This window comes from Shewanella sp. NKUCC01_JLK, from assembly GCF_019345615.1.
GTDB lineage: Bacteria > Pseudomonadota > Gammaproteobacteria > Enterobacterales > Shewanellaceae > Shewanella > Shewanella oncorhynchi.
This window is the reverse complement of record NZ_JAHKRD010000001.1, coordinates 153,017-178,315: the sequence shown is the minus strand read 5'-3', so window position 1 is coordinate 178,315 and position 25,299 is coordinate 153,017. Positions and strand designations below refer to the sequence as shown.

The 25,299-nt window shown below is 46.5% G+C and carries 14 protein-coding genes; 4 read left to right on the top strand and 10 right to left on the bottom strand.

Annotated elements, in window-relative coordinates; all coding sequences use genetic code 11:
• Window positions 1–51: 51 nt before the first annotated feature.
• The 9 genes from recD to rmuC form a co-directional block, all read right to left on the bottom strand.
• The gene (recD, locus tag KO537_RS00850) at window positions 52–2,250 is read right to left on the bottom strand and encodes an exodeoxyribonuclease V subunit alpha (protein WP_219233642.1); all 2,199 of its coding nucleotides are present in this window, start codon (window positions 2,248–2,250) and stop codon (window positions 52–54) included.
• Complete coding sequence (gene recB, locus KO537_RS00845; RefSeq protein WP_219233641.1) at window positions 2,247–6,035, bottom strand: exodeoxyribonuclease V subunit beta; 3,789 nt, start codon at window positions 6,033–6,035, stop codon at window positions 2,247–2,249. Before recB ends, recD begins: the two co-directional genes overlap by 4 nt.
• Window positions 6,032–9,832 (bottom strand): exodeoxyribonuclease V subunit gamma, encoded by a 3,801-nt coding sequence (recC, locus tag KO537_RS00840; protein WP_219233640.1) that lies wholly within the window; start codon window positions 9,830–9,832, stop codon window positions 6,032–6,034. Before recC ends, recB begins: the two co-directional genes overlap by 4 nt.
• Before the next feature lie 155 nt (window positions 9,833–9,987).
• Complete coding sequence (locus KO537_RS00835) at window positions 9,988–12,147, bottom strand: DUF3488 and transglutaminase-like domain-containing protein (RefSeq protein WP_219233639.1); 2,160 nt, start codon at window positions 12,145–12,147, stop codon at window positions 9,988–9,990.
• Entirely contained in the window at window positions 12,144–13,250 is a 1,107-nt protein-coding gene (locus KO537_RS00830; protein ID WP_173245053.1) for a DUF58 domain-containing protein, read from the bottom strand. The genes KO537_RS00835 and KO537_RS00830 overlap by 4 nt, the downstream gene beginning before the upstream one ends.
• A gap of 71 nt (window positions 13,251–13,321) precedes the next feature.
• A complete protein-coding gene (locus KO537_RS00825) occupies window positions 13,322–14,233 on the bottom strand; it encodes a MoxR family ATPase (protein WP_173245050.1) in 912 nt (303 codons plus the stop codon).
• 185 nt (window positions 14,234–14,418) lie between these two features.
• Entirely contained in the window at window positions 14,419–15,123 is a 705-nt protein-coding gene (locus KO537_RS00820) for an EAL domain-containing protein (RefSeq protein WP_131524978.1), read from the bottom strand.
• Window positions 15,124–15,362: 239 nt separating this feature from the next.
• Entirely contained in the window at window positions 15,363–17,288 is a 1,926-nt protein-coding gene (locus tag KO537_RS00815) for a transglycosylase SLT domain-containing protein (protein WP_219233638.1), read from the bottom strand.
• Between the two features lie 81 nt (window positions 17,289–17,369).
• Entirely contained in the window at window positions 17,370–18,944 is a 1,575-nt protein-coding gene (gene rmuC / locus KO537_RS00810) for a DNA recombination protein RmuC (protein WP_113939637.1), read from the bottom strand.
• Window positions 18,945–19,197: 253 nt separating this feature from the next.
• On the opposite strand from rmuC, the gene msrP reads away from it, so the two are divergent.
• On the top strand, window positions 19,198–20,232 hold the full coding sequence (msrP, locus tag KO537_RS00805) for a protein-methionine-sulfoxide reductase catalytic subunit MsrP (RefSeq protein WP_219233637.1): 1,035 nt from the start codon (window positions 19,198–19,200) through the stop codon (window positions 20,230–20,232).
• Between the two features lie 46 nt (window positions 20,233–20,278).
• Complete coding sequence (gene msrQ, locus KO537_RS00800) at window positions 20,279–20,941, top strand: protein-methionine-sulfoxide reductase heme-binding subunit MsrQ (protein WP_219233636.1); 663 nt, start codon at window positions 20,279–20,281, stop codon at window positions 20,939–20,941.
• 158 nt (window positions 20,942–21,099) lie between these two features.
• Here the strand turns inward: msrQ and gloA are convergent, their stop codons facing one another.
• Window positions 21,100–21,510 (bottom strand): lactoylglutathione lyase, encoded by a 411-nt coding sequence (gloA, locus tag KO537_RS00795; RefSeq protein WP_006087315.1) that lies wholly within the window; start codon window positions 21,508–21,510, stop codon window positions 21,100–21,102.
• 993 nt (window positions 21,511–22,503) lie between these two features.
• Here gloA and KO537_RS00790 point away from each other — a divergent pair.
• Both KO537_RS00790 and KO537_RS00785 read left to right on the top strand, forming a co-directional pair.
• Window positions 22,504–23,454 (top strand): DUF2971 domain-containing protein, encoded by a 951-nt coding sequence (locus KO537_RS00790; protein WP_219233635.1) that lies wholly within the window; start codon window positions 22,504–22,506, stop codon window positions 23,452–23,454.
• A gap of 133 nt (window positions 23,455–23,587) precedes the next feature.
• Window positions 23,588–25,240: a KAP family NTPase gene (locus KO537_RS00785; RefSeq protein WP_219233634.1), complete on the top strand. Its 1,653-nt coding sequence runs from the start codon at window positions 23,588–23,590 to the stop codon at window positions 25,238–25,240.
• Window positions 25,241–25,299 lie beyond the last annotated feature (59 nt).

Genomic DNA, 25,299 nt, shown 5'->3' with positions numbered 1-25,299 from the left:
TATCTTAAAATGTAGTTCCTAAAGTGTTCCCCATTGACCACAAAGCTTCATTCACCCCCAAAGGCGGTCGGCAAGACCCGATGCGCGTTGGGTTGCTTGGCTACTGGCCCGCTCGAATACGTGCTGGGTGCCTAAGCAGGTAAAGTGGACTTTAGCGCGGGTGATGGCGGTGTAGACCAATTCTTTGGTCAGCAGTTGCCATTGGGCTAGGCTGGGGCTCGGCGGCAATACTAAGGCCACACGGCTAAATTCGCTGCCTTGGCTTTTGTGTACTGTCATGGCATAACAGGTTTCATGGCTGGGCAAACGGGCTGGCAAGACTTTTAACAGGCTGCCATCGGCCTTGATAAAGTGCGCCATTAAACGTTCGGGTTTATCTTCATCCTGCAAAATCAATCCGATATCACCGTTAAACAGGCCTAAGTTATAGTCATTGCTTTGGATGATAATGGGCCGACCCAGATAAAACTCCTGTAGCGGTTTAATCAGCTTGGCATTGGCCAGTGCTTGAGTCACAAATTGATTAATGCCTTCAACCCCATAATCGCCCGAGCGCATAGCACATAGAATACGGTACTGGTTAAAGCGTTCAATGATGTCAGCTGTGCTTGGACGCTTGCTTAAATCACTATTACTCGTATCGCTATTCAAGGCGCTGAGATAAGTGCCATATTGCTGGCAGGCTTGCTCCAGCAGTGAATTGAGTCCCATATTATTAGCAGGCTCACTCACTTTGGCTTGGGTTTGGCTTACGACCATACTGTGTTCTAACCAGCTCAATTCTGCAGGTCCCTGTTGCCATACCTGCAAAATACCTTGAAGATCAGCACGATTGACGGCACTGGCGAGAAGTCCAATCCCTGCATCGCCTTTAAATCTGTGGCTGTGCATTAGCATACATAAGCTATCGCCAAGCTTAGGGGCGTCGCTGATATAGGGCGTTAACTCAAAACCTGTTAAAGCACTCAGACGCTCGGCTTGTTCCTTGGAATAGCGCATTTGCCACAGAGCAGGGCTGCTTGACGCTATGTTATTTTGCGCAAGGTTATTGGGATCTACTGGTATTTTAAGGCCCGCACAAATATCGGCGAGCACAGCGCCAGCCTCAACCGAGGCGAGTTGGTCTTGATCGCCGAGTAAAATCAAACTGGCGTGCTCAGGCAATGCGCTCAGCAATTTATACATCATGGGCAAATCGACCATAGAGGCTTCGTCGACAATCAATAAGTCGAGCCTAAGCGGATTACTTTGATGGTGGCGAAAGTGCGGCGAATTGGGGATCACCCCAAGCAGTCTTTGTAAGGTTGAAGCTTCCTCTGGAATGCGGCCCAGAGCCGTTAAAAAGTCTTGGCTATTTCTATTGCGAACTTCATCAATAACATTAGCATGGGCGCTGAGTTCCTTCGCCAGACGCGCTTTTGAGGCTTTGATTGATTCGCTTAAGCGAGCCGCCGCTTTTCCCGTTGGCGCGACTAAACGGATTTCCTGCTGTGATTCCATTTGTAGCAATAACAAAAGTTTAGTTACAGTGGTGGTTTTACCCGTACCTGGGCCGCCAGTGATCACTGACAGTTTTTTACCCAGCGCTGTGGCCGTTGCGACCTTTTGCCAATCAATGGGTGCTGTGTCTTCACTGTTAGTGAGTACATTGGTAGTGAGTGAATGGGGATCGCTCACATTGGCAGGGAACAGTTGATCTAGCAGTGACCTCAATTTAGCGATTTGCGGTTGCTTTTGGTGGCTTGTTTCTTCAGATAATTGCCTAGATACACTTCCGGACAAGCGGATTAATGAGGCGGCCACTGAGGTTTCAAATTGATGATAACGTTGTAAATAGAGTCTGCCATTATCAAAAATAAGTGGTTTATTGCTGCCCGCTTGGCCGACGGCATCAAAGGTTTGCAAGGTCTCAGTGAGCGCTTCGAGACTTAAACTGATTTTACAATGGCTATTTTGCTCGGCCATGGGATTAAGCGGCACGATATGAGCGAGTACTAGGCAGCTGTGCTGTGAAGATAATTGCTGGCTTAATAGCGCACACAGCAAAATAAACAAGGGCTGTTGGCTGTCGCTTGGATGCAAGTGACTCATTTCGAGTGCGAAATGCCGATCGAGCGGTGTGAGCAGTCGTTCTTGCTCCCACTGTTTTAACAGCTCTGGCAGCGGCGCTGTAAGCTGAATTGCGCCATGGTCTATCCATTTCGCTGCTGTGAGTGAATGTGCATTTAGCCCTTGGGTTGAGCGCATCATGCCGTGACTCCTGTATCTATTGCACGAGCCAATCTGCTGTGAAATAAATTGTCATTAAAAAGTGAATCTAGCGCGAGAATAAGTGCCTTCGGCGGCTTGTCGTAGTAAATACCATAGCCGGGATATTGAGCCGACATTCCCCGTAAGAACAAGTAATAACAACCGCCTATGTGGCTATCGTAGTCATAACTTGGCAGGCGTAAACTCAAATACCTGTGTAGCGCCAATGAGTAGAGAATGTACTGCAAATCGTAGCTGTGATCGGTTATTGCGCTTTGCAGCGCGCTCTGATGATAGGCATTGATGTTGTCGCCTAAATGATTCGACTTATAGTCGGCGATATAATATTGACCTTGGTATTCAAAGGTTAAATCGATAAAGCCTTTGAGCATGCCCTTGAGATCATCAAACTTAAGTGTCGACTCATAGCCAAACTGCTGCAGTAGTGTATTGAGCTCAATATCTTTAAGTTCGCTTAAGGGTAAATAAAACTCCATTTCGACTAAGGTATTCTGCGGCGATAACTTGGCTAAGCACAAATCAGGATGTTCAGGTTTGACGGCGCTTACATGCCCCGTGACTTGCGACTCTAAGGCGTGCGGCATAGCGCCGAGCGGTGCATGCAGCACATCCAAATACCAAGTATATAATACTGTTTGCCATTCGGGCGCGATACCGTATTGCAGCATGGCTTTAGGCAATTGCAGCGGTAAGTCGATTTCTGCCTGCGTAAAATCAATCTCTTCTAACACTAAATGCATAAAGCTACCGGCATTGGCGCCGCGCTCAAAGTTAAAGCGATTGAGCATGTCATCCTGCAGATCATGACTTGCCTCATCAGGAATAGAGAGTGTTTGCGCAGCCGTATATTCAAGCGTACCTAATATTTCATCGTCGGCACCCGGAGCGGCTTTACCATGGCTGGTATTTTTAACGAGACCTGAATAACTGCCGACTCGCCACGGCGTGCAGTATTGGCGGGTTAAAGTTTTCGCGCTCAGTATTTGCGCTATGTCTTGGCTTGAGGGCAATGGCCGCTCGTCTATGTCATCGGGCACCTTATCAATACTTATGGCTTCCACATCTTGGGCGAGCTGCTGCGCAGCATTGCAGATACGGGCAAAGTCACATTCTGAGTCGCCTATGCCGAGCAGATAGCCGATAGCGGTTTCATGCAGCTGACTTTTAAGGCCATTTTTAAGCTGACGACTGTGGTTGGCGATATACAAGTAACACAAATACACAGGGCGAGTGAGCGCCACATACAAAAGGCGCAAGTCTTCGGCTAAGGTTTCTTGTTTTGCGCGCTCCCAACCGTCATCCGTGCCTTCGATATCCCACACGAGCTCTTGCTCACCTGCATCGTTGGTTCTGTGGTACAGCATAGGTTTAGGGCGGCGGCGATTGTCGCGGGCTAGGCTGACAAAGGGCACAAAACATACGGGATACTCAAGACCCTTACTCTTATGGATAGTGACGATCTGTACTAGATTCTGCTCGCTCTCAAGGCGTAGCTGCTGTTCATCTGTGCCTGTGTTATCAATCAGTTGCTGTTCATACCAATTGAGCAGGGCGCTAATACCATCAAGTTCGGTGGCTTTTTGTTGTAATAGCTCGGCAAGGTGGCGAAAATCCGTCAGGCGGCGCTCGCCGTTTGTGGCATCTTGCTCTTGAGTATCTACCTCTGCACTGGCGGTGTGCAGTAAACGGTCAATCAGTTTAGTGCTATTGGCAAGGCTGAGTAGCGCAGGCATGATGCCGCGTTTCTGCCACACTTGGTGCAAGTTAAAAAACTGCTCTAATAATAGCTGTCTGTGCTCTTCATCTTGGTTAAAGGCATGGATTTGCTCGGCGTTATAACCTAATAATGCCGTGGCTAGGGCGCTGCGCAGTGCCCGTTCATCTTTAGGGTTCGCCAGAGATCGCAAAATTAACGCCATTTCCCGCGCTTCAAGGGTATCGAACACACTGTCGCGACTTAAAAACACCGCGCCTATGTGGCGTTTACTTAATGCGGTTTTCATCACTGCCGCTTCGTTGCGATCCCGCACTAGGATAGCGATGTCTTTAGCGATCAACGGCCCTTTAGGGCTGTGGCATTCGCCATTGGCTGCATCTGTCAGTAAACGGGTAATTTGTGCCGCCGCGTCTTCGGCGAGCAAGTGTCTTGCCGTGGTTTTGTTGAGGCCGTTTTCTACGCTTTCGCTTAAGAGTCTTAATCTTAAGGCGGCAGGATTGGCGGTTTTTTCAGTGAGGATTTTCCCTTTAGCACTGCTGGGCGTTTTCACGCTATCAAAGGGGATCGATTGACTGATAAACGGATCGTGATGCTGGCTAAACAGATGGTTAACCCCAGCGACTATGTTTGCGCTTGAGCGGTAGTTGGTATCCAGATGATAGTGGGCCTGCGTATGATGACGGGCCTCAATATAGGTATGGATATCGGCGCCACGGAAGGCATAAATGGCTTGCTTAGGATCGCCAATCATCAACAGGCTGAGCTTATTTTCTGTATCGTTTTTGCCTTGCTGCTCAAACGAGTAGCGGTCTTGGTAGATGCCAGAGAAGATCGCAAATTGTAGCGGATCGGTATCTTGGAATTCATCAATAAGCGCGACGGGAAAACGTGTTGCCACGGCTTTGGGCAAGGTTTCATTATTGGCGTTTAACGCGCTCGCTAATGTCGTGAGTAAGTCATCTGGGGTCAGCACATTTTTTTGTTGTTTTTGCTGGGCAAATCGCTCGCTTATGCCGAGTTTCGCGCTATATAAAAATGCTGGTTTAATGGCGGCAATCAATGTGGCGAGTTGCTCCATATGATCCATCAGCGGCGCTTCGCTCACACTTGGGATCACGCCGCCCTTGTTGAGTTTTAACTCAGACAGCGATAAGGCTTCTAACTCTTTCAGTGGAGGCAACCCATGCCCGAAGGCGAGCCAGTTATCCAGCGCATCGAACATGGCGGCGAGCTTGGGGTACTTATCCGTTGCTTTGCCAAAGCGGGTGCCGTTGAGTGGCAAACTGTGTAGCAATGCCAATAAGCCATCGCGCCCCCGTGGCCAAGCTAATTTAAAGCGCTCTAAACTTTGGCGTAGTGACAGGGCTAAGGCATCAAACTTAAGCGCGGGTTTCAGAGGCTTTGCTTGACTGGCGCCAAGGAGCGGTCGCAACTGTTTGACTAAACCATCGGGCTCGCCAAATTCCTTGGCAATGATTTGCGCTAAGTAATCGGGCTGCGGATAACAGGCCTCACGCCAAAAATCCCGCACGGCATGGTGCAAAAATTCGCTGTCGTCTAAGGTAAAGTCCGATTCGAACAGTAAGGAAGACTCAAAGGCGAGATCCGATAAAATTCGCTGACAGAAACCGTGGATGGTAAAAATCGCCGCTTCATCGAGGGATTTAAGGGCGAGATCGAACCGCCGCAGGGCAATGGCGCGTTCACTCTCTGGGGTGTTGTCATACAACGCCTGCACAAAGGGATCGGCAATCGTTAGTCCTAAGAAACACTTAAAGGCAACTTGAATACGGCGACGAATACGATCCCTTAACTCTTCGGTGGCCGCATTGGTGAAGGTAACCACGAGAATTTGTTCGCAGGTGAGCGGCGCAGGAATGCCATCACCAAGCAATAAGCGTAAATAAAGACCTGAAATCGTGTAGGTTTTACCTGTGCCTGCGCTGGCCTCAATAAGACGACTACCGCCAAAGGGCAGAGTGAGAGGATCAAGCGCTTGTGGTGCTGAATGTAAGGCTTGCGTGTTCAACGGCATCTGTTCACTCATGCTTGCTCTCCCTGTGCACTATTGCGGTTCAAATGTGGTGCGAGAGCTTGTGTGTCAGTCGCGTGTTCATTAGCAGGGCCTTGGCTCATGCCATCGTTGAGCGCAAATTCCTCAAGCTGAGCCAGCGTGTCTTTGAGATATAAACTCACCATAGGGCGATAGATACGCTCGGCTAATGCGCCAAAGCTATCCTCAGAGAAATCCCGCGGGAAACTGAATAATCGCTGGTAATGGGGTTCATTTCCTTCTCCAAAAGCAGCTTCACCCAATTGACTCTGCTCATCTAACCATTCGGGTAACGCTTGCTGCAAACGCTCATCGTGCTCACCCTCGCAGCTGACGTAGGCCAGTGACGTGCGCGGCATAAAACACAGTGGGTGTTGTTGGCCTTGGTAAAACAACACCAACAAATCGGCCAGTAACGCATGGGCGCGCTCAGCAGTGATTGGAGCCAAGGCGTGGAAGTGCCCCATGTCGAGTAGATAGCTTGCATGTGTGTGGCCCATTGCCATTAAACACAGGTGGCGAAGGTACAACCTCAGCACATCGCGACCGTGTGCGCTACCAGGGCGGTAATTGACTAACCCCTTAGGGCTGATGTCATCGATACGACCTTGCAGTAACACTTGCTGGGATTTACCCGCCGTGATGGGCAAGTCAAACACGAGTTTAATATCCGCATGGCTGCTGGCTTGTTCTCCCTTGAGGAACAAGGTTCTGCCAATCAAAGGTTTAATATCATGCTGATATTGACGCAATAGCAAATCATCGAAGGGCTGCATGGGCAAAGTGCCACTGGCTTTGAGGCGTTTAATCAGTTCAATATCGGGCTCAGTTAGGCCTTGGTCTATGGCATCATCGAGTAACTGGGCCTGTAACATATAACGCTCTAGGGCATTCAAGCTAAAGGGCTCGTCATTATCATCGGCCTGAATATTAAGGCTGAGATCGACTTTTAACGTACGGTTGAAGAAGTACTGCGCTGGATTTCGAAAGAAACGGATCAGGGCTGACACATCCACTTGTTTGCTTTGCTGTTGTTCGTGCTCAGAAGCTGGCTGTGCCTCTGTATCTGGCACTGAGTCTTGTTCATCCGCTTCGAGCATGATGCGAGTTTGCACGCCGATAAAGCGGCCCGCATGTGTGCCAGCAGTGTCCGTATTGGGTGGACACCATTGCAGGCTGTAACTTTGGCCTATGCCCGAGTTATTTTGGGTTCTGCCTGAGCCATCTTTGTCATCACTTTTTACTGCGGCTTGATACAACTTGGGATCAAATGGTTGCAGCGGCTGGTGGCTGACAATTGCGTTATAGAGGGCTTTTTCGGCATCCTCTGGGTCTATGGGGCTTGAAGCGTTTTGCGATTGAGCCAATAGCGTTTCAGGTAGATAACACAGCTGACAATATTCAATCAGTTCAGAGACGAGCATAGAGGCGATACGCTCAGAGTTATCCCGTTCGCTGCGGCCAATATAGCTGATATACAGTTGTTCCCGCGCCGATAATAAGGCTTCTAAAAACAAATATCTGTCATCGAGACGGCGGGAACGATCGCCTTTACGGGCACCAAAGTGTGCCATTAAATCAAAGCCAACGGGATGTTGAACCCTAGGATAAACCCCATCGTTCATGCCGAGTAAACACACGACCTTAAAAGGAATCGAGCGCATCGGCATCAAGGTGCAAAAGTTCACGCTTCCCGCAAGATAACGCTGTCCGACCCGAGATTCGGTTAAGCGTTGATTAAACCACTGTTGCAGCACTTCAATACTGAGGCTCAGTCCGCTTATGTTTTCTTGGGCTAGCGGCGTTAACGGGTTTGTATCCAACGTTCTTGTATCAAAGGGCCTGCCCGCCGATAGTAACTCTTGCTCTAGGGTGGCAATGGCATCGCGGATTTCCTGTAATTGTTCGCGCTCGTCTTCATCTGTGTCGTAGAAGGCATCTAGTAGCTCAGTTAATTCCGCTAAACGCAGGGCGCCCACTTGCGGTAAGGCGAGTATTTGCGCCGTTTCATCGAGCACTTCAATAAAATTGAGTAGCTTACCCAGCGCCTGTGCCGATTGGCCTTCGATGCCAGTGACGACCAGATGGTCTTGATAGAGCGGCGCATCGTCACTCAAGGCGTAACCTAAAATCAGCCTTTTAATACCAAAGGCCCAAGAGTTTTGCTCAAACGCTGGCACACCTTGTTTAAGGCGGCTTTGTTCATCGCGGCCCCAGCGCACGCCCGCTTCATCTAACCAGCGGCGGATCAGTTGCAATTCATCGTCATCGAGCTGGAAACGGCGCAAAATGGCGGGCACTTCGAGTATGCTCAAAATGTCGGTCAGACCAAAACGACTCTGATTAATTCCAAGTAAATTTAAAAAGCTATTGATGAGCGGTGATTCCTGCGCTGCGCCGCGGTCGGCAATGGCGTAGGGAATGTAATGCAGGCCTTGCTTCGCCGAGAAGACTGCATCGATGTAGGGCGCGTAGGCGGCGACATCGGGCATCATCACCACTATGTCTTTAGGCGTCAGGTCGACATTATTGCTGAGTAACTCAAGCAAGTGATCGTGCAGTGTTTCGACTTCCCGCAGTGGGCTGTGACAACTCTTGACTCGAATGGATTCATCGTCGCGCTTAAGCAGGCGTCTGTTCTCGACATTTTGGTACAGCTCGGCATCAGGCCCTAGTACTCTGTCTAAGGTTTGCATCTCTAAAATATCGTATTGCACGCCGTGGAGCATGCTGGCATGACTGTGTGGCGAGTTGGGATCGTCACAGGGTTCACAATACACATCGTCGCCAAAGTCGCAGTGTTCGGCGGGGAGCTCAAGCAGCATATCGAGTAATTCACGGCCCATCTTGCCGTTATTGGCAAGCAGCGGATTGCCTACTTCGAGTTTATCTTCCCACAGCTCGGCTAATTGGCGTTTACCCGCATATTGCACCGCCATGCGAGCCCGATTACGGGGATCAACAATGTCGCCCCAATAGTGCTGACACGGGCTTAAGCCTAGTACGATCACATCGATACGACTTGCTAGATGGTAAAGCACTTCAAGGGTTTGCGGCGCCATCGAGGAAATGCCAAACACAAATAGGCGTTGTGGCAATTTGGCGAGTGACGTGTCGGGATGATTCAGCGCGGCAATTAAGTCACTGTGCAGGTTGGCCCTGTGGTAATGGCTTTGATTAAGCTCATCACGGTTAAAGGCAATGAGCGCGCGCCATAAAATGGGTTGCCAGCGTTGGTCTTCATTCAGCGGCTTGGTGAGTGAGTCGGGCTGCTCGTTTTGCTCCCACGCTAAAATCCAATCGGGGCGATACACTAAGTATTGGTCGAAGATATCGGCAATCCGGCCACAGAGTTGGTACAGCTTAATATCGTCAGCCGTCATATCACTCGTGTTGTGCTGTTCACTCGTGTCGGTGGCATTTGTGCTGGATTGCTGATGACTTAGATAGTGTCTCAACGGCCCAAAGGCGTCATTTTGTAGCATGCGCGGTAAGAGTTGCATCAGCTTCCACGTCATCGCCGCCTTAGTGAAGGCGTTATCCTTAGGCACATTGGGCAATAAGTCATGGCACAACTGCCAGGTAAAGCTCGATGGCAGCGGGAATTCCAGTGCGGCAGCAATTCCATTCTGTTTGGCGATTTCGAGGCGTAGCCAAGTCGACATGCCGGGACTCTGTACCAGAATATGCTCGTTACTCAGTAGACGTGCAAAAGCAAGGGGTTGGGTCAGGTAAGCGGCTAAATGGGCGCAGAGCACTTCCATCTGATTGGACTGGATTAACTTTAGCATGTGCAACTCGGCATGGTGACAGTAAAACAATTCTATGTGTTTGATTTATAAGATTCAACACTATTGCTGCTTCTGTGGAATTAACCCGCAATTTTAGGTGTTTATTGGTGCTTGCTCCGATGAGGCATCGTCAGTTACAGCTCAGTTGACGAATGCTAGGCTAGATTGAACTTATCTTTCACTTTGGTTCGGAGCAATAACCAGTTGAGTTGCTTCGCCGCCGCTTTAAATGCGGTTAAATGCGCTTGATAGTCTTTAACCGGTAAATCTTGGTACTTCAGCGCCACATAACTTTGTGTCAAGGTTTGGAACAGCGTGCAAAGCTTTGGTGCACTGTGTTGGTATTGCTCAATAATCTGCTGCGCAAATTGATTTGGTCCATCACTGTCTTTGCGCTTAATGCCATGGTGTGCGAGACGATTACAGATCTGTTGATAACGAGTACTAATAGGATCGCCTTGAACTCTAAAATGTAATAAGCCCGCACTGTAGGCGATATAGAGCACGATAAGGCTGATACAGAGCCCCATAAAGACCGCGATTTTAGTGTGAGTCACATCGCCTAAAATGCCACTGAGCACTTGATTTTGCTTCTCTTGGTTAAAACCCAGTACCCACACGCTCCAGTAATAATCTATGCTGGCAAAACGTTGTCTTAACTCATTGAGCCAAGGCATGGATTTAAATCGTAAGCTACTAAAAGGGCTTTCCTGCAGGTAACTCTGCTCGGGATCAAACTGGGCGTCGAATCCTTGCTCGATACGATTGGGCGCCACCATAGCGGTGGGGTCGAAACGCACCCAACCTTCATCTTCAAGCCAGACTTCTGCCCATGCGTGGGCCATATATTGATACACACTGTAGTAACCCGCTTGCGGATTAAATTCACCGCCCTGATAGCCTGTGACCATACGCGCGGGTAAGCCTGTGGCCCGCGCCATAAAAATGAAGGCTGCGGCATAGTGCACGCAAAAACCGGCTTTGTTTTCAAATAAGAAATCATCCACTTGCTGCGGCCCAAGGGGAGGCGGCGTGAGAGTGTAGAAAAAAGGCTCACTATTAAAGTGGCCCATCATGGCCCATAGTCGTGGCTTAGGCGCGGGATACTGAGTCTTAAACTGCTCAGCTAACGTTAAAGTGCGTGGATTACTTTGGCTCGGCAGTTCGAGGTTAATCTGCCTTTGCCGCGCCGATAGCTTGAAGTCCATCTTCGCCTTAGGCCAAGACTCTACTTGATAACTCATTCGCTGATCGATATTGCGCAGCGCCAACAGCCGATAGTCGGGCATATTGACCACGTTATCATCTTGGCTATAGGCCACATCGAGACCAAATAACCACGGCTGGTGGCTCGGCTCAGCAATCACTTGATAACGAATACTATGCTTATCTTGCTTACTTAATGCGGTCTCTTGATCTTCACTGCTTATCGGAGCAGGACTTTTACTCATGGGATCAGTATTATTGACCATCAATGCTGGGCTGGGCCGTGAGGGCGGAAACAGCAGCGCATCTTTTTGCAACTGTTTAATCCCTGCTTCTTGACGCCAAGTGACACCATCATAGTTCTCCATCACGAGGGCGCGCCAATATAACTCGGCATTAATGGGCGTTGCATTGGTAAAACTCGCCCTAAAGGCAAGTTCAGTCGAACGGGTGAGCTTACCTATATCACCAATCGCTAGACTATCGGACAAGCCCGTTTGGGCTTCTTTCATGTTAGGCACTAACCAGAGCGGTGCAAGACGCGGTAACACTAAAAATAACAGCAGCGCGAGGGGAAGGCTCTGGAGTAAAAATTTGCCACCGATCCAAGCCGTGTGTTTTAAGGATTGCTTATCTTGATACAAAGTCACGAGTACGCAGGTATTGATCAGCGTTACCACGAGTAAATGCGCGGTATTAAGCAGGGATTGATGGTCGATAAAGGTCAGCGCGATAATAAAATAGCCCGCGAGGACGACAACGCGCACATCCCTTTGATTACGCATTTCAATGTATTTTAAGGCATAACCTAACAGCAGCAGATTCACTAGCGCATTGAGTAAGCCGATTTCCTTTGAAACGAGTGCCAATGTGGTTGCGGCGCCGATCGCAAGACTGGTCACCAAAAAACGCGGTGGTTTTGCCACTTTGCCGACATAAATCCCCACACGCCACAGCAAACAAATTGCGCAAATGCCTAAGGTCCAAGGCGTGGTTTTATCAAATAGTGGGCTTAATACCGCAATATTGGTGATTAATAACCAAAAGAGTGTCTGGCGGCTAATATTGTCGCCGATTTGCGGTGTCGTGCTATTGGCCGCTAACTTCATACTTGCTCCCTCGAAGTAGGGATATGATGTTGCTTGCGGGGAGCTTGATTCGTTTTTTGTGGGTGATTAGCGGCTGATGACTGATATGGGGGCTTCGCCGTTGAAGGCGCTAATTGTGGATATAAGGCAATGGCTTTTTGACAGGCGATCCTATGGTGATTGCCTATCGCGGGCGCGATCAGCACATCGTCTCCCATGGGGTTTTGCAGATGTAAGCCAAAATACTGCTCAAGTTGCGTGAGTTTATTGACTTGCCAGCTTAACTGACCCAATTGGGTTTCGAGGCGTTTGGCATCGGGTCTGAGCCTTAACCAGACGGGATCACCTTGGGGCTGCTGGAATTCTTTAGTCAACATGCCGCGACCCTGTGCCCATTGTTTCCATGCCACTTGCTTGAGGGATTCGCCGAGCACATGGGGTTTAAGGCCTTTAAACTCATCAATCCCCGATACATGTTTACCCGCGAGTAACTGGGGATCTTGCTCCGACTGGGTATGATCAGCCTCAAGCTGTAGCGGCGCTTCAATCGGCTGGGCAAAAACTAAGTGACTAATGGCTAAATCCACATGGGACCACGCGCGGCAAAGCCCTAAGGGATAGAAGGATTCAATTTTGAGCCGACCCGGTGACACTTGACCCCGCTGATGATATTCGAAGGGCACGAGCGCTTGTTGTTCATCTGTACCAAGGTTCTGCACCGTATAAGTGCGATTATTCGGATAGTTAAGTTGTATGTTATGGCCACTGTGGTGCGTGCTGATGAGGACGGGAAAGGTTAAGGTTTCGCCCGCATAGACTTCGGGCGGCGTCGTGGCCCGTAAATGTAAGCCAGCCAGATTTTTGTAACTGTAGAGAATGCAGGTATTAAAGAGGCTTAGGAGTAAGATGCTGAGGCCAATGACTAAGTTATTTTGATAGTTAGTGCCGAATAGATATAAAAGTAAAACCAGACCGAGCCAAACTAACCCAAAACCGCTCGGCAGAATAAAAATGCTGCGATGGCTTAAGGTTATTTCGGGACTCGGTGGCAAGCGTCTTGCTAACCAACGTTGCCAAATCGGGACTAACATCGGAATGAAAGTCGGGAGTATCAGTCGTTTCACTTCTGAGTTATTTCCTTAGTTTAATGCGTTAACTGCATACTTTAGCGATATCTCCTCATTACAGTATCTTGCTACATAATCGGGTTAACGCTCGCCAGAATTCGCTCAGATAGGGCTTCACCCTGTAATTGGCTACTGGTTCTGAGTCTATGCTCCGCTACACAACAAAATACCGCTTGCACATCTTCTGGGACTAAATAATGTCGACCTTCTAAAAAGGCCCATGCCTTAGCCGCTTGTAATAGCGCTTTGGTGGCACGCGGTGATAACCCCACGCTGTCACTTTGGCTACGGGAAAAACTCACTAAGGCCAGAATATAATTGAGTAAGGCATCGGAAGCGCTGACTTTGTCGCACTGCTCTTGCAGTTGCATTAAGGCCATCGGTGTCAGGCATTGGGGCAATTGATCTAAGGTTAAGTGGTTATGATTGCTCTTAAGCATAGCGAGTTCAGCATCGTGGCTTGGATAACCAATAGACAGACGCATCATAAATCTGTCGAGCTGCGATTCTGGTAGCGAAAATGTACCGGATTGATCGGTGGGATTTTGAGTCGCTATTACAAAGAAAGGATTGGGCAATCTGTGGGTGATGCCATCGACGGAAATTTGTTGTTCGGCCATCGCTTCGAGTAAAGCGCTTTGTGTCTTAGGGCTGGCGCGATTAATTTCATCGGCCAAAATCATCTGCTTAAAAATTGGTCCATGATGAAAGATAAATTGTGCTTGATGTTTATCAAAAATCGATACGCCTAGAATGTCGGCAGGCAGCATGTCACTGGTGAATTGGATCCGCTGATAGCTCAAACCTAAGCTTTGGGCTATACCATGGGAAATACTGGTTTTACCCATGCCGGGTAAGTCTTCAATCAACAGGTGCCCACGGGCGAGAATACAGGCTAGAGCGAGACGAATTTGTCTAGGCTTGCCCAGCAATACTTGTTCGAGTTGTTGTAGTAATTCGCTGATCCCAGATTGTGCCACGGGCGACTCCTAATACATTTGGAAGTGTGCTTAAGGTGCATTTGCAAGCTGATGTGCGTTATCACTATGGCGGATCATAGCCCGTATATCCAGTGGCATTTCTAGTGCTAAATCAATTACTCGACAGCATTAGGTTTGGTCTTTAGTGGGCTGGTGGCGCGAATGTAAACCGTTTTAGCCTGATCTTACGTAAGGCACAGTACTTGGCTGCTGGTGGGGCGAATAAACCAGGATTTAAACAAAAAGCCTTGGACAAAGTCGACACCGATATCCCGCGCAAAGGCTAAGTGAGCTTCAGTTTCTATGCCTTCTAAAATGCACTGTTTGTGGGTCTTTTTGGCAAAGTTGACCAATGCAATTAATAATTGGGCTCCCTCGGGGTGTGTTATGTGCGTTAACCAATGGCGGTCAAACTTAAGATAATCCACGTTCATCATCAGATCGACACTGAGCATGGAGTGGGGCGCACCAATATCATCCAGCGCCACATGTATCTTAGCTTGTTTAAATTGAGTGAATAATTGACTGGCCAGCTGAGCATCGTTAATGCAGGTGTTTTCGATGATCTCGACCGTGACTCGTTCATAGTGGGACAGCAAACGAATGAGCTTGGCGGTATGTGGTCCATCGACGGCGTGGGGATCAACATTGATAAAAATTCGCTGCTGACTCGGCGCATGGATGAGTTGAAATGCCTTGGCTTGATATTCAACTGCAGCGAGTATTTCTGTGGATTCATGCAATTGCTCGAACACAATATTAGGTGCAACCGCATCACCATTAGGCAAGTAAAAGCGTGCTAAGGCTTCATAGCCGTCGATGGCTAAAGTATGAGGATTGACAAAGGGTTGGTATTCGCAGCTAAGCGTTAACGAACTAAGGTTAATCATGGGTGTAATGGGATTCTTAATGCTTTAATACTAATTATTCGCATTTAACGCCCTTCAGTGCAAACAAGTTTTCGATAAAACGGCGTGATTGCTGAATAATTATTCGCTTTGCTAATTATTTGAATTTAGAGAATAACATTTAGAATTTTTGGTGGTTAAAGCATGAGCTTTACCCTAGGGTATGCTGAAAAGTAGGAACTCGATGCTGCTGAGTATCGAGTTCCTTTTCATGTCGCGAGTTAGTAAGCAAACTTAAGCTCAGCTTCGCTGAATAATGGCTGTGCTTTTTGCTTTTGCGCCTCATAAATCAATCGATAGCTGAGGACGGCTTGAACATATTCACGGGTTTCAGTAAAGGGAATCGCCTCGATAAAGCCCATGGCATCGAGTTTGCCATCAGAGTTTGATAACCAGCGACGCACGCGAGAGGGACCCGCGTTATAGGCCGCCGTGGCGAGGATGCGGTTTTGGTTAAACTCTTTCAACAGCTGAGCATAGTAAGCGCTACCAAGATTGAGGTTAAGCTCTGCGCTGTAGAGATCCTTTGGATCGCTATATCTGGCTCCGTGTTTTTTGGCGGTAGCTTTGGCCGTGGCGGGCATAATTTGCATTAGGCCACGGGCACCTACACCAGAGGTCGCATAAAGATAGAATGCACTTTCGCGGCGGCTAATCGCACGGATCTCATCGATGTTAACCCTATGCTTTTTGCTGGCGTGCTCAAAACCGGCTTGGTGTGCCATAGGGAAGCGTAGAGGAATATCATCCCACAGCTTACCTTGAATACTGGCTTCAACACCAAAATCGTACCAGCCCTGTTCATGGGCATAGCGTCCATAGCGTGCTCGCATCGTATTGTCACTGCGTTTTAGTAGCGACATCCATTCATAGCGAGCATCGAAATAACGGTCGAGCGCCATTAACTCTTGCACTCTGACAAAGCCGAGATCATCGGTTAACTTTTGGCTATTGGCATCAACAACAGGCTCAGGGCTTTGATTGAGTGATACCGGTTTATTTAAGAACTGCGCAGCAGCAAAACCGTAAAAATTACGTTCATTACTGATTGTCGCGAGCGCTTTTATGGCGCTTTCAGGCGCTTCTTTGGCATTGGTGCGATAAAGCCAGTATTGCCAACGCTCCTTTGCCAAGGTTTCTGGTTGGAGTAGGTTCAAGTAACGGGCAATACTGCGCATGTCGTGATCGCGGATAGCCCATCTTAAACGGCGCTCAAATAAGTCGTCATTTTTCAGTTCAGTGAGCACATTGTCGACATAGTTTTTATAGTTATCATCTTGTTCAATTAAAATGCGGCGAACAAGGTATTTATCGAGTTGCTGCGCTTGTTCTGGGGTAAAACGATGGGCCTTTTGATACCGTTCATACAAATTAATAGCTTGGTCGAGATCCTTACGGGCAAGGCGTTTTAATCCTGCGGCAACAATGTCACCGACAATGGGATTTTTATCTTTAAACTTTTCGGTATGGCGCAGGCTATTGGGATCTTTATAGACGGCGACTAAACGCTTAGCTTCGTTACTATGGGTGGTGATTTTTTGGGATAAATAACTCAGTAAACTCGTTTCGCCAGCCTCGAAACTCAGCATCATTCGCGCCCATACGACATCTTGAGTACGTTTACCGGCTTTGGTCCATGTGTTGAAAAGAGGATCACATTCCTTTGGGCGCGAACCCCCAAATACCCAAAGTGATTGTGCGGCCGCATAAGCCGTTTTTAGATCGCCCTTGGCGAGTTTCGCCTCATAGTAATAACACTGCAGGCGGATGTCGGTAGGCGCTTCTGGGGTGATCGCAAGATAATCATTCCAGCGTTTTTGGCTACCAGCATTGTTTAAATATTTAGACCGTAACCTATTGTACATGGGTGTGGTTTCATATTTTTCGATCAAGGCTTTAGCTGCATAACCCTGTAAGGCATTAAGAGCACCTATGTCGATATCATGATCTAAATAAATCGCGAGCGGATAATTACCTAGTTTTGCCCGTAGGGGTTTATAGGTTGCATAATCTTGCTTCTTCAGGGCTTTTTCAGCCTCAAGAAAGGTTTTCTGCGTTGACGTTAACGCAAGTGCAGCAGGGGCATTCAATGCGCCTGCGAGCAATATTGCACTGGATATAACCACATTTATAACTGCTTTGCACATGGAGCATTTGCCTCCGGGCATCAAGGTATCAATCGACATGTCCGTATCGATTTGAGGTAATTAATGGGTGTTCAATTCTTGTTATCTATCATTGCACTCGACAGGCTCGAGTTCTGTGTCCTTAGGATCTCGGGTATGCGACAGATTAAGTTCAGCGTCGTCATCCTGAGTGTCGTTATCGTCCTGGGCTTCATTGAGCGCTTTTTCTAGCAGCATTTTATCCAGTTGTTTGCTGGTATCGACCCCGAGCTGTTGCATCAAATGGGCTTGACGCACTAGATTGCCTTTGCCCGATGACAGCTTGTTCATTGCGCTGTGATAGGTTTTTTCTGCATTATCTAAGGCGCGGCCGAGTTTTTCCATGTCTTCAATATAACCACATAACTTGTCGTAAATTCGACCCGCTTGTTTTGCAATGGTTTGTGCATGTTGATTTTGATATTCGTAGCGCCAAATATTGTTAATTGTGCGCAGGGCCACCAACAAATTCGTTGGACTAACCAACATGATATTCTGCTCAAGGGCAAAATTGACTAGGCTAGGATCATGCTCTAACGCCAGTAAAAATGCCGGTTCTATAGGAATAAACATCAATACATAATCGAGACTCTTAAGGCCATGCAGATGTTGATAATCCTTTTGACTTAAGCCTTTAATGTGACTGCGAATTGAAATGACATGCTCGTTAATCGCCTGTTGGCGCAGTGCCGGATCTTCACTGTTGAAGTAGCGCTCATAACTGACCAACGACATCTTAGCATCGATGACCACATCCTTATTTTCTGGCAGATGCACAATCACATCCGGCTTAAAGCGTTTACCGCTATCATCCTTGAGATCTTGCTGAGTATGGTATTCATGGCCTTCACGTAGGCCGCTTTCCTGCAGTACGCGATCGAGGATCACTTCACCCCAATTACCTTGTTGCTTGTTATCGCCCTTGAGCGCTTTGGTCAGGTTGATAGCATCTTGGCTCATCTTCAGATTGAGCTCCCTTAAGTGCTCAAGCTGATGTTTGAGGGCGCTGCGCTCGGATTGTTCGTGGGTGTAGGATTCACGAATTTGCTGTCTGAATCCTTCTAGCTGTTGTTTTAATGGCCCAAGCACGCCTTCGAGTTGGCTGGCATTTTGGTGCTTAAAGTTTTCGCTACGTTCTTCAAAAATACGGTTTGCGAGGTTTTCAAATTGGGTTTGTAAACGCACTTCGGCCGATTCTAAGCTGGCAATTTTATCCTGCAGCGATTCTTGCTGGGCATCGGCCTTGGCTTGAATGGTTTGCTGCATGGCATTGGATTTCGACAGGGCTAATTGGATCTCTAACTGACGGCGCTGGCTATCATTTAATTGCTGCTCTAAGGTGGGAACGCGTTCGGCTAAGGCCTCGGCTTTGCCCAGTTGTTCAATTTTGAGCTCAAGGCGTTGCTGGTATTGACGTAATTGCGCTTCTTTGTCATCGACCAAAATTTGCTGTTGTGCTAAGGATAATTCTGCATCTTCATTGACTTGACGCATTTCTTGCTCAAGTTGGTCTTTGTGTAGTTGCCAGCGTTGGCGGGTGAGTTTTTGATTGAGCAGAGCACCGATCAACAGGCCTAAGAAGGCAATGGCGAGAAGGCCGATGATTTCGGCGACAGAAAAAGATTGAGAAAATGGCATGATCAATAGCACTCCTTTAGCTTTGGCGCTTAGGTTCGCATGCCCCCCAACAGGCTTCAAGCCCTTTAATCAACTATATCTGCGCTTAATGCTTGAATGAGCAAGTCTTATACGTTTAAGGTGAATTTATTCACGGGTGGAAAGTTTTTCTGGCTTTTACCTGTCTATATAAGAGTGAGCGATACAGACGAGCGCCAGAGAAGGTTTTTATCGCGACTCGGTGGCTTTAATCATTGGATGGTAGAGGTGTCAATTGGCTAAACATTCCCGTTTTACCCCAGGTATTCTTAAAAAAGCGCAGTGGCACATGCAAGACAACCAAGTGACGCCCGAAGCGGTATTTCGCTCGCGTCGGCAAATTGTAAAAGCCATGGGACTCGGTGCTATCGGTGCCAGCGTGCCCGGTTATGTGCAGGCCGGATTATTCGATCTATTTGGCGATCAACCTAAGTCCTCATTTATCACTACACCACTGACGTTTCAATCCAATAAGCAGTACGGTGACGCCGATGTGTTAACCCCGTTTGATAAAGTGACGCAGCATAATAATTTCTACGAATTTGGTACGGACAAACAAGATCCCTTCAATAATGCCCAAGGCTTTAAAGTCGATCCTTGGCACCTGCGTATCGAAGGTGAAGTTGAACGGCCCATGACTTTAGATTTTAATGATCTGACTAAAATGTTCCCGCTTGAGGAGCGTAACTATCGCCTGCGCTGCGTTGAAGCTTGGTCTATGGTGATCCCTTGGGTGGGGTTCCCGCTGGCGGCATTATTGAAAAAAGTTGGCGTCACCAGTAAGGGCAAGTATGTCGCCTTTGAAACCGCCTTCGATCCCGAACAAATGCCGGGGCAGAAGAGTCGATTAATGGGGGGCGGTATTCATTATCCCTATGTTGAAGGCCTCACGATAGCCGAAGCTATGAACGATTTAACCTTAATGTCGGTCGGTTTGTACGGTAAAACCTTGCCACCGCAGAACGGCGCGCCCATTCGCTTAGTGGTGCCGTGGAAATACGGCTTTAAGAGTATTAAATCAATAGTGCGAATTCGCGTCATGGATAAACAACCGCCGACCAGCTGGAATCAGCTTGCCTCACACGAGTATGGATTTTATGCCAACGTTAATCCTGCGGTGGATCATCCGCGCTGGTCGCAGGCCACAGAGCGTCGTATCGGCGAGGGGGGATTGTTTTCAGCAACCCGCATCGATACCCTGCCGTTCAACGGTTACGGCGAGTTTGTGGCTTCACTGTATGACGGTATGGATCTGAGGAAATACTATTGATGATTGGTTTGTTGTTTGGATATTCGCCATTAAGCGGGGACAACCTATGTTGAGATTAACCGCTAAGCACTTGTTTTGGCTAAAGGCGTTATTTCATTTGTTGGGTTTAGTGCCCATCGTCTACCTTGTGCTCACTGTGGTGCTTGGCCGTGCGGGTGGCGATCCCGTGCAGCACATTATTCACTACACAGGCATAGGCGCATTAAATGCGCTAGCGGCGACCTTGCTGATCTCACCGATTGCCAAGTTGACCAAGCAAGGGTTGTTGATGCAGACCCGCCGTTTAGTGGGTTTATATGTGTTTGCCTATGCCACCTTGCATATCTTGGCGTTTTTTAGTTTAGATCTGTTATTTGCTTGGGAATTACTGTTTAGCGAGGTGGTAAAACGGCCGTACATTTTAGTCGGCGTAGTGGCTTATCTTATCGTCACCGCTTTGGCGATAACTTCGTTTAAAGCCTTGATGCGCAAGATGGGACGTCGTTGGCAAACCTTGCATAATGGGGTGTATTTAGTCGCGATATTAGCGCCAATCCATTTTTACTGGTCGGTAAAATCGGAAATCATCGAGCCGAGTCTGTATATCGTAGGTTTTAGTGTGTTGCTGCTGTGGCGCACGCCTTGGTTTAAACGTCATTTCAGCCGTAAAGTGGCGAACAAAACCGAGCGAAAGCTGACACAAGATAAAGCTTCGATAAAGTCGGTTTAGACGCATGGCGCGAGCAGTAAATCACTGGCTTGATTTATGTTTCTTTGTGCCTAATGTGAGATCTAAAGTATAAAAACAAAAATGCCGAATGAAGATCCGGCATTTGTCGCTGAATAAATAGTCTTGCTCAGCTATTTTTCGGGTTCAGTTGGCAGGACTTAACCTAAACCTTGAGTCGCTGATTTCATTTGAATGAACTCAATTTTATAACCGTCTGGATCTTCAACAAACGCAATCTCAGTGGTACCACCTGCGACAGGACCAGGGGCGCGAGTCACTTTGCCACCGGCTGCGGCAATAGCAGCGCAACGGGCGTAGATATCTTCATCGCCAATCGCTAAGTGGCCAAAGCCTGTGCCTAAATCGTATTTGTCAGTGCCCCAGTTATAGGTCAGTTCAACCACGGCTTGGCCTGTGGATTCTTCACCGTAACCCACGAAAGCTAAAGAATATTTGTACTCTGGATTTTCAGAGGTGCGAAGTAGCTTCATGCCGAGCACTTCAGTATAAAAAGCAATACTGCGTTCTAAGTTACCGACGCGGATCATAGTATGTAATAGTTGCGACATAGGTCCTCTCTCTAAATAGATTACGGGGTGGAGTATACCAAAAATCCGTAGATGGACCTCGATAAATGTCAGCCATTGTTTTTACTGCGCTTGACCCAGATTAACGCTTAGGATAGGGAAATGATTGTCTGTAAGAGGAATTTTCAGGATTTAGAAGAGAAAATTGCCGATAAATTGGCTATCGCTCACAAAACACAGATACAAACATGGGTTTTTATCACTGGGTTGATAATAATGTAGCCATACCAACTAGGAGAGTGAATGATGAACACCGAACTTAAAATGGCTTTAGGCACCACAGTTGTTATTGCTTTATTTTTCAGTGCTTTTTTTGTTTCAATGTTTTAACGACTAATACAAGTTTGAGTTAACCCAGTTCCAAGTTAAGCAAAAAAGCCGCTATTGCGGCTTTTTGTTTGTCTGAAATCCAGTCTAATCAATGTGAAAACAACACTGAAACGTCAATTTGCTCCACTCAGTTGATTCGAAGCTTATTCTTCAGGGTATATTTTTTCTTTAAAGCAGGTTTATATTTACTAAAAATGCGTTCTCTTTGGTGGGTGAGTGAGTGTGTACCTAGCTATAACAGGCTCTATAGGTAGTTCAGATGCTTATAATTCATTACAAATATTTTAATTTTTGTATAGGTAGTCTTTTTTTGACTCGAAATCATAGAAAATATAGCCTGATATACTTTACAAAAAACAATAACAAATGAACCCAATGCTCAATCTAACTTTTTAATTTAAAAGACTAGCAAGGCATGGTTTGGCTGTCTATAGCCACTGATTTTCTAGATACCTTTTAGTTAGATTAGGGTGTCTTGGCGGTTTACTCCAACAAGCTTCTGCCCCTTTTCTTGTTAGAGTATATACTCGCAACATTTATTTTAGACTCCCTTTGACCTAATTGAGCTAATATTTTTTTGAAATACATATGGTTAGACTGAAGTGGTTGAGGTTGATATACGTTGTATTTCTTACAGGAATTCGAATGAAGCAATTATTTAAGTATTTACCTGAACCAAGAAACTTTTTTGAAGAAGGATTCATCCGATTGTCGCAGATGGTTGCGCTGAATGACCCTTTTGAAGCTTCATTTTGTATGGCTAGCATGGAGCAATTATCATCACACTTCGATGAATCAAATGCTTACGACTTAGAGTTAGGAGCGTTAAGTTTTTCAGACTATGTTCAGAAGAATATGCATCACATTGGAGTGATTAGCTTCTCTGAAAACAAAGAAAACCTTTTGATGTGGGCGCATTATGCAAATGAGCATAAAGGAGTAATTGCAGGTGTATCTCAATTCTATGAAAGATCTATCTTTTATAAGCTATTCAGAGCTGATGCCATAATTAATACCTCAATGACAGAAGAGTTTTCCCCCTTTGATGGTGTAGCAAAGCCAGTTTCTTACCGCAAGGGACTAAGATACCGTCATGACAAGTTCGATTATAACTATTCTAACATTAGTGTAGAAGGTGCTGACCGTATTCTGTACGAAGTGTTTATGCAAAAAAGTGATGAGTGGATCTATGAACAAGAGCACAGAGTCGTATTACGCCTTGAACAAGCAGACAGAGTTATTATCGACAAGCTTCAAGATGTCGAAAATGAAACGATTCGCAAGGCATTAGCCGTAAACCCACATGTCAAAATTGACCAAGATACAGGAAGGTGCAGCATCGACTTATGGAAGTTTGATGACGACAGCTTCCGTGTTGCCGTAGCAATGAATCTCGTGAAGCTTAGTAAAAAACCATCAACTATTTTCCTAATGAGGCTGTGTGCAAGTAGCATCAATAACTGTCTTATTGGCTTAAAATCATTGCTAAAAAAACAGGACGTGCTCGGCGGGTATGCAAACTCCGTGGGTTACCTAGATGTATGGAAAGCTACCAAAAATAGCGACTACTATAGTCTGGAGTTTGAGGAAATCTGACACGGTTCTAAGCGACATTTGCCATACTTCATTTAATTCAATGTGTTAATGCCCTAAACTCATTTATGCCCAGAGACGTGTAAGCGACAATCGTGGTAAATTACTCATTTGTATGGTTTTTAAGGATTGCCCAATGTCAATTGAACTAGTGAAAGAACAAGTAAAAGTATTCTTGGAGAGCAGCGAGCCAGAGGTATTGGCAATCAAGGGACGTTGGGGGGTAGGTAAAACTTTTGGCTGGAACAAATACCTTAAGGAATTTAAAGACAATATTGCTTTAAGCTCTTACTCCTATGTTTCACTGTTTGGAGTCAATTCACTTAACGAACTCAAGCAGGCGGTATTTGAAAATACGATAGATACTAAAATTATTGGAGAAAAGCCAAGCCTTGATACATTCAAAGCTAACTATCAGAGTATTGCCAAAAAGTTCGGCCGAAAATCTACGGGAGTAATTCAAGGATTAAAAATCCCCTTCGTTAGTGATTATGTGGAAGGGATTGGGGGAGTATTTAGTTCGCTGTCTTATCTTTCTTTGAATCACACAATAATTTGCTTTGATGACCTCGAACGTCATGGTAAAGACTTGGATATCAGAGATTTTCTTGGTGTTGTTTCTTATTTTAAGGAGCAAAAAGATTGTAAAGTGGTGATATTGCTCAATGAAGACTCTGAAAGTGCTTCCTTGAAAGAGTATGCCACCTACAAAGAAAAAGTTATCGACAAGCAATTACATTTTGATCCGACCGCTGAAGAATGCTTTGATTTGGCAATCAAAGTCCAAGAGCAATATGAACATTTACGAGAGTGCTGTATTAAGCTTGATATCAAGAATATCAGGGTGTTAAAGAAAATAGAGCGCCATATACAAGATCTACTTGCTCTTACTGGAGATTACCATCCCAAGCTAAAGTACCAAGTAGTCCATTCGGTAATTGCCTTTAGTTGGTGTTATTACTGTAGTGGTGGCGATGATACAGTGCCACCCTTTAACTTTTTGAAGCAAACTGGTTTACGGAAAAAAAGTGCTAATGTTGATGAGAGTAAAATAAATGAGTGGAATAACACACTGAGTAATTACGGTTATCAACATACAGATGAGTTGGATGTTGTTATTGCGGAAAGTATTGAGCAAGGGTTTGTAGATAAAACAAAATGGTTAGCGTTATGTAATGCAAGACAATCAGATCTTGAAGCCATGGAGAGAAATGAGGCATGTACTAGAGCTTGGGATTTGTTCCACGCTTCTTTTGATAATAATGCAGAAATTGTTATTAAGGAAATGGAGAAAGGACTGAAGACGGCAGTTAGAGACATCTCAACTTACCAATATAGTCAAGGCATAAATCTGATTCGAGACTTAGGTGACCACAAAAAAGCAGATGAGCTAACAGAATTTTATATCGAGCAGATGAAGGACTGCCCAAACATATTCAATATGGGCAATCACCCGTTCGGTATTGTTGGGGAAGAGTTTAAGTCTAAATTGCAAGAGGTTTATCACGACTTGAAAAAAGACGATAATCCGATGGTTATTCTTGAGCGTTGGAGAGGTCAGAATTCATGGAATGCTGCAGACGCAGAAATACTTAGCAAACTCAGCAAGGATCAACTCAAAGAAATGTTTAAAGGCTTTAAAAATGAAGATCTGACGGATTACATTAGAGTTTGCTTGCTATTAGGAAATAGCAGTCCAGAACTACTTAAAAACACCAAGGAAGCTCTAAAAGAGATCGGAGATGAAAGCGCTATAAACAAACATCGTCTAAGTAAATTCAGCTTTTAAAATGCGGTGGTTTGACTTAAAGGGGGCTTTCTATTTTGGTTACAATGTCCCAGCTTTAA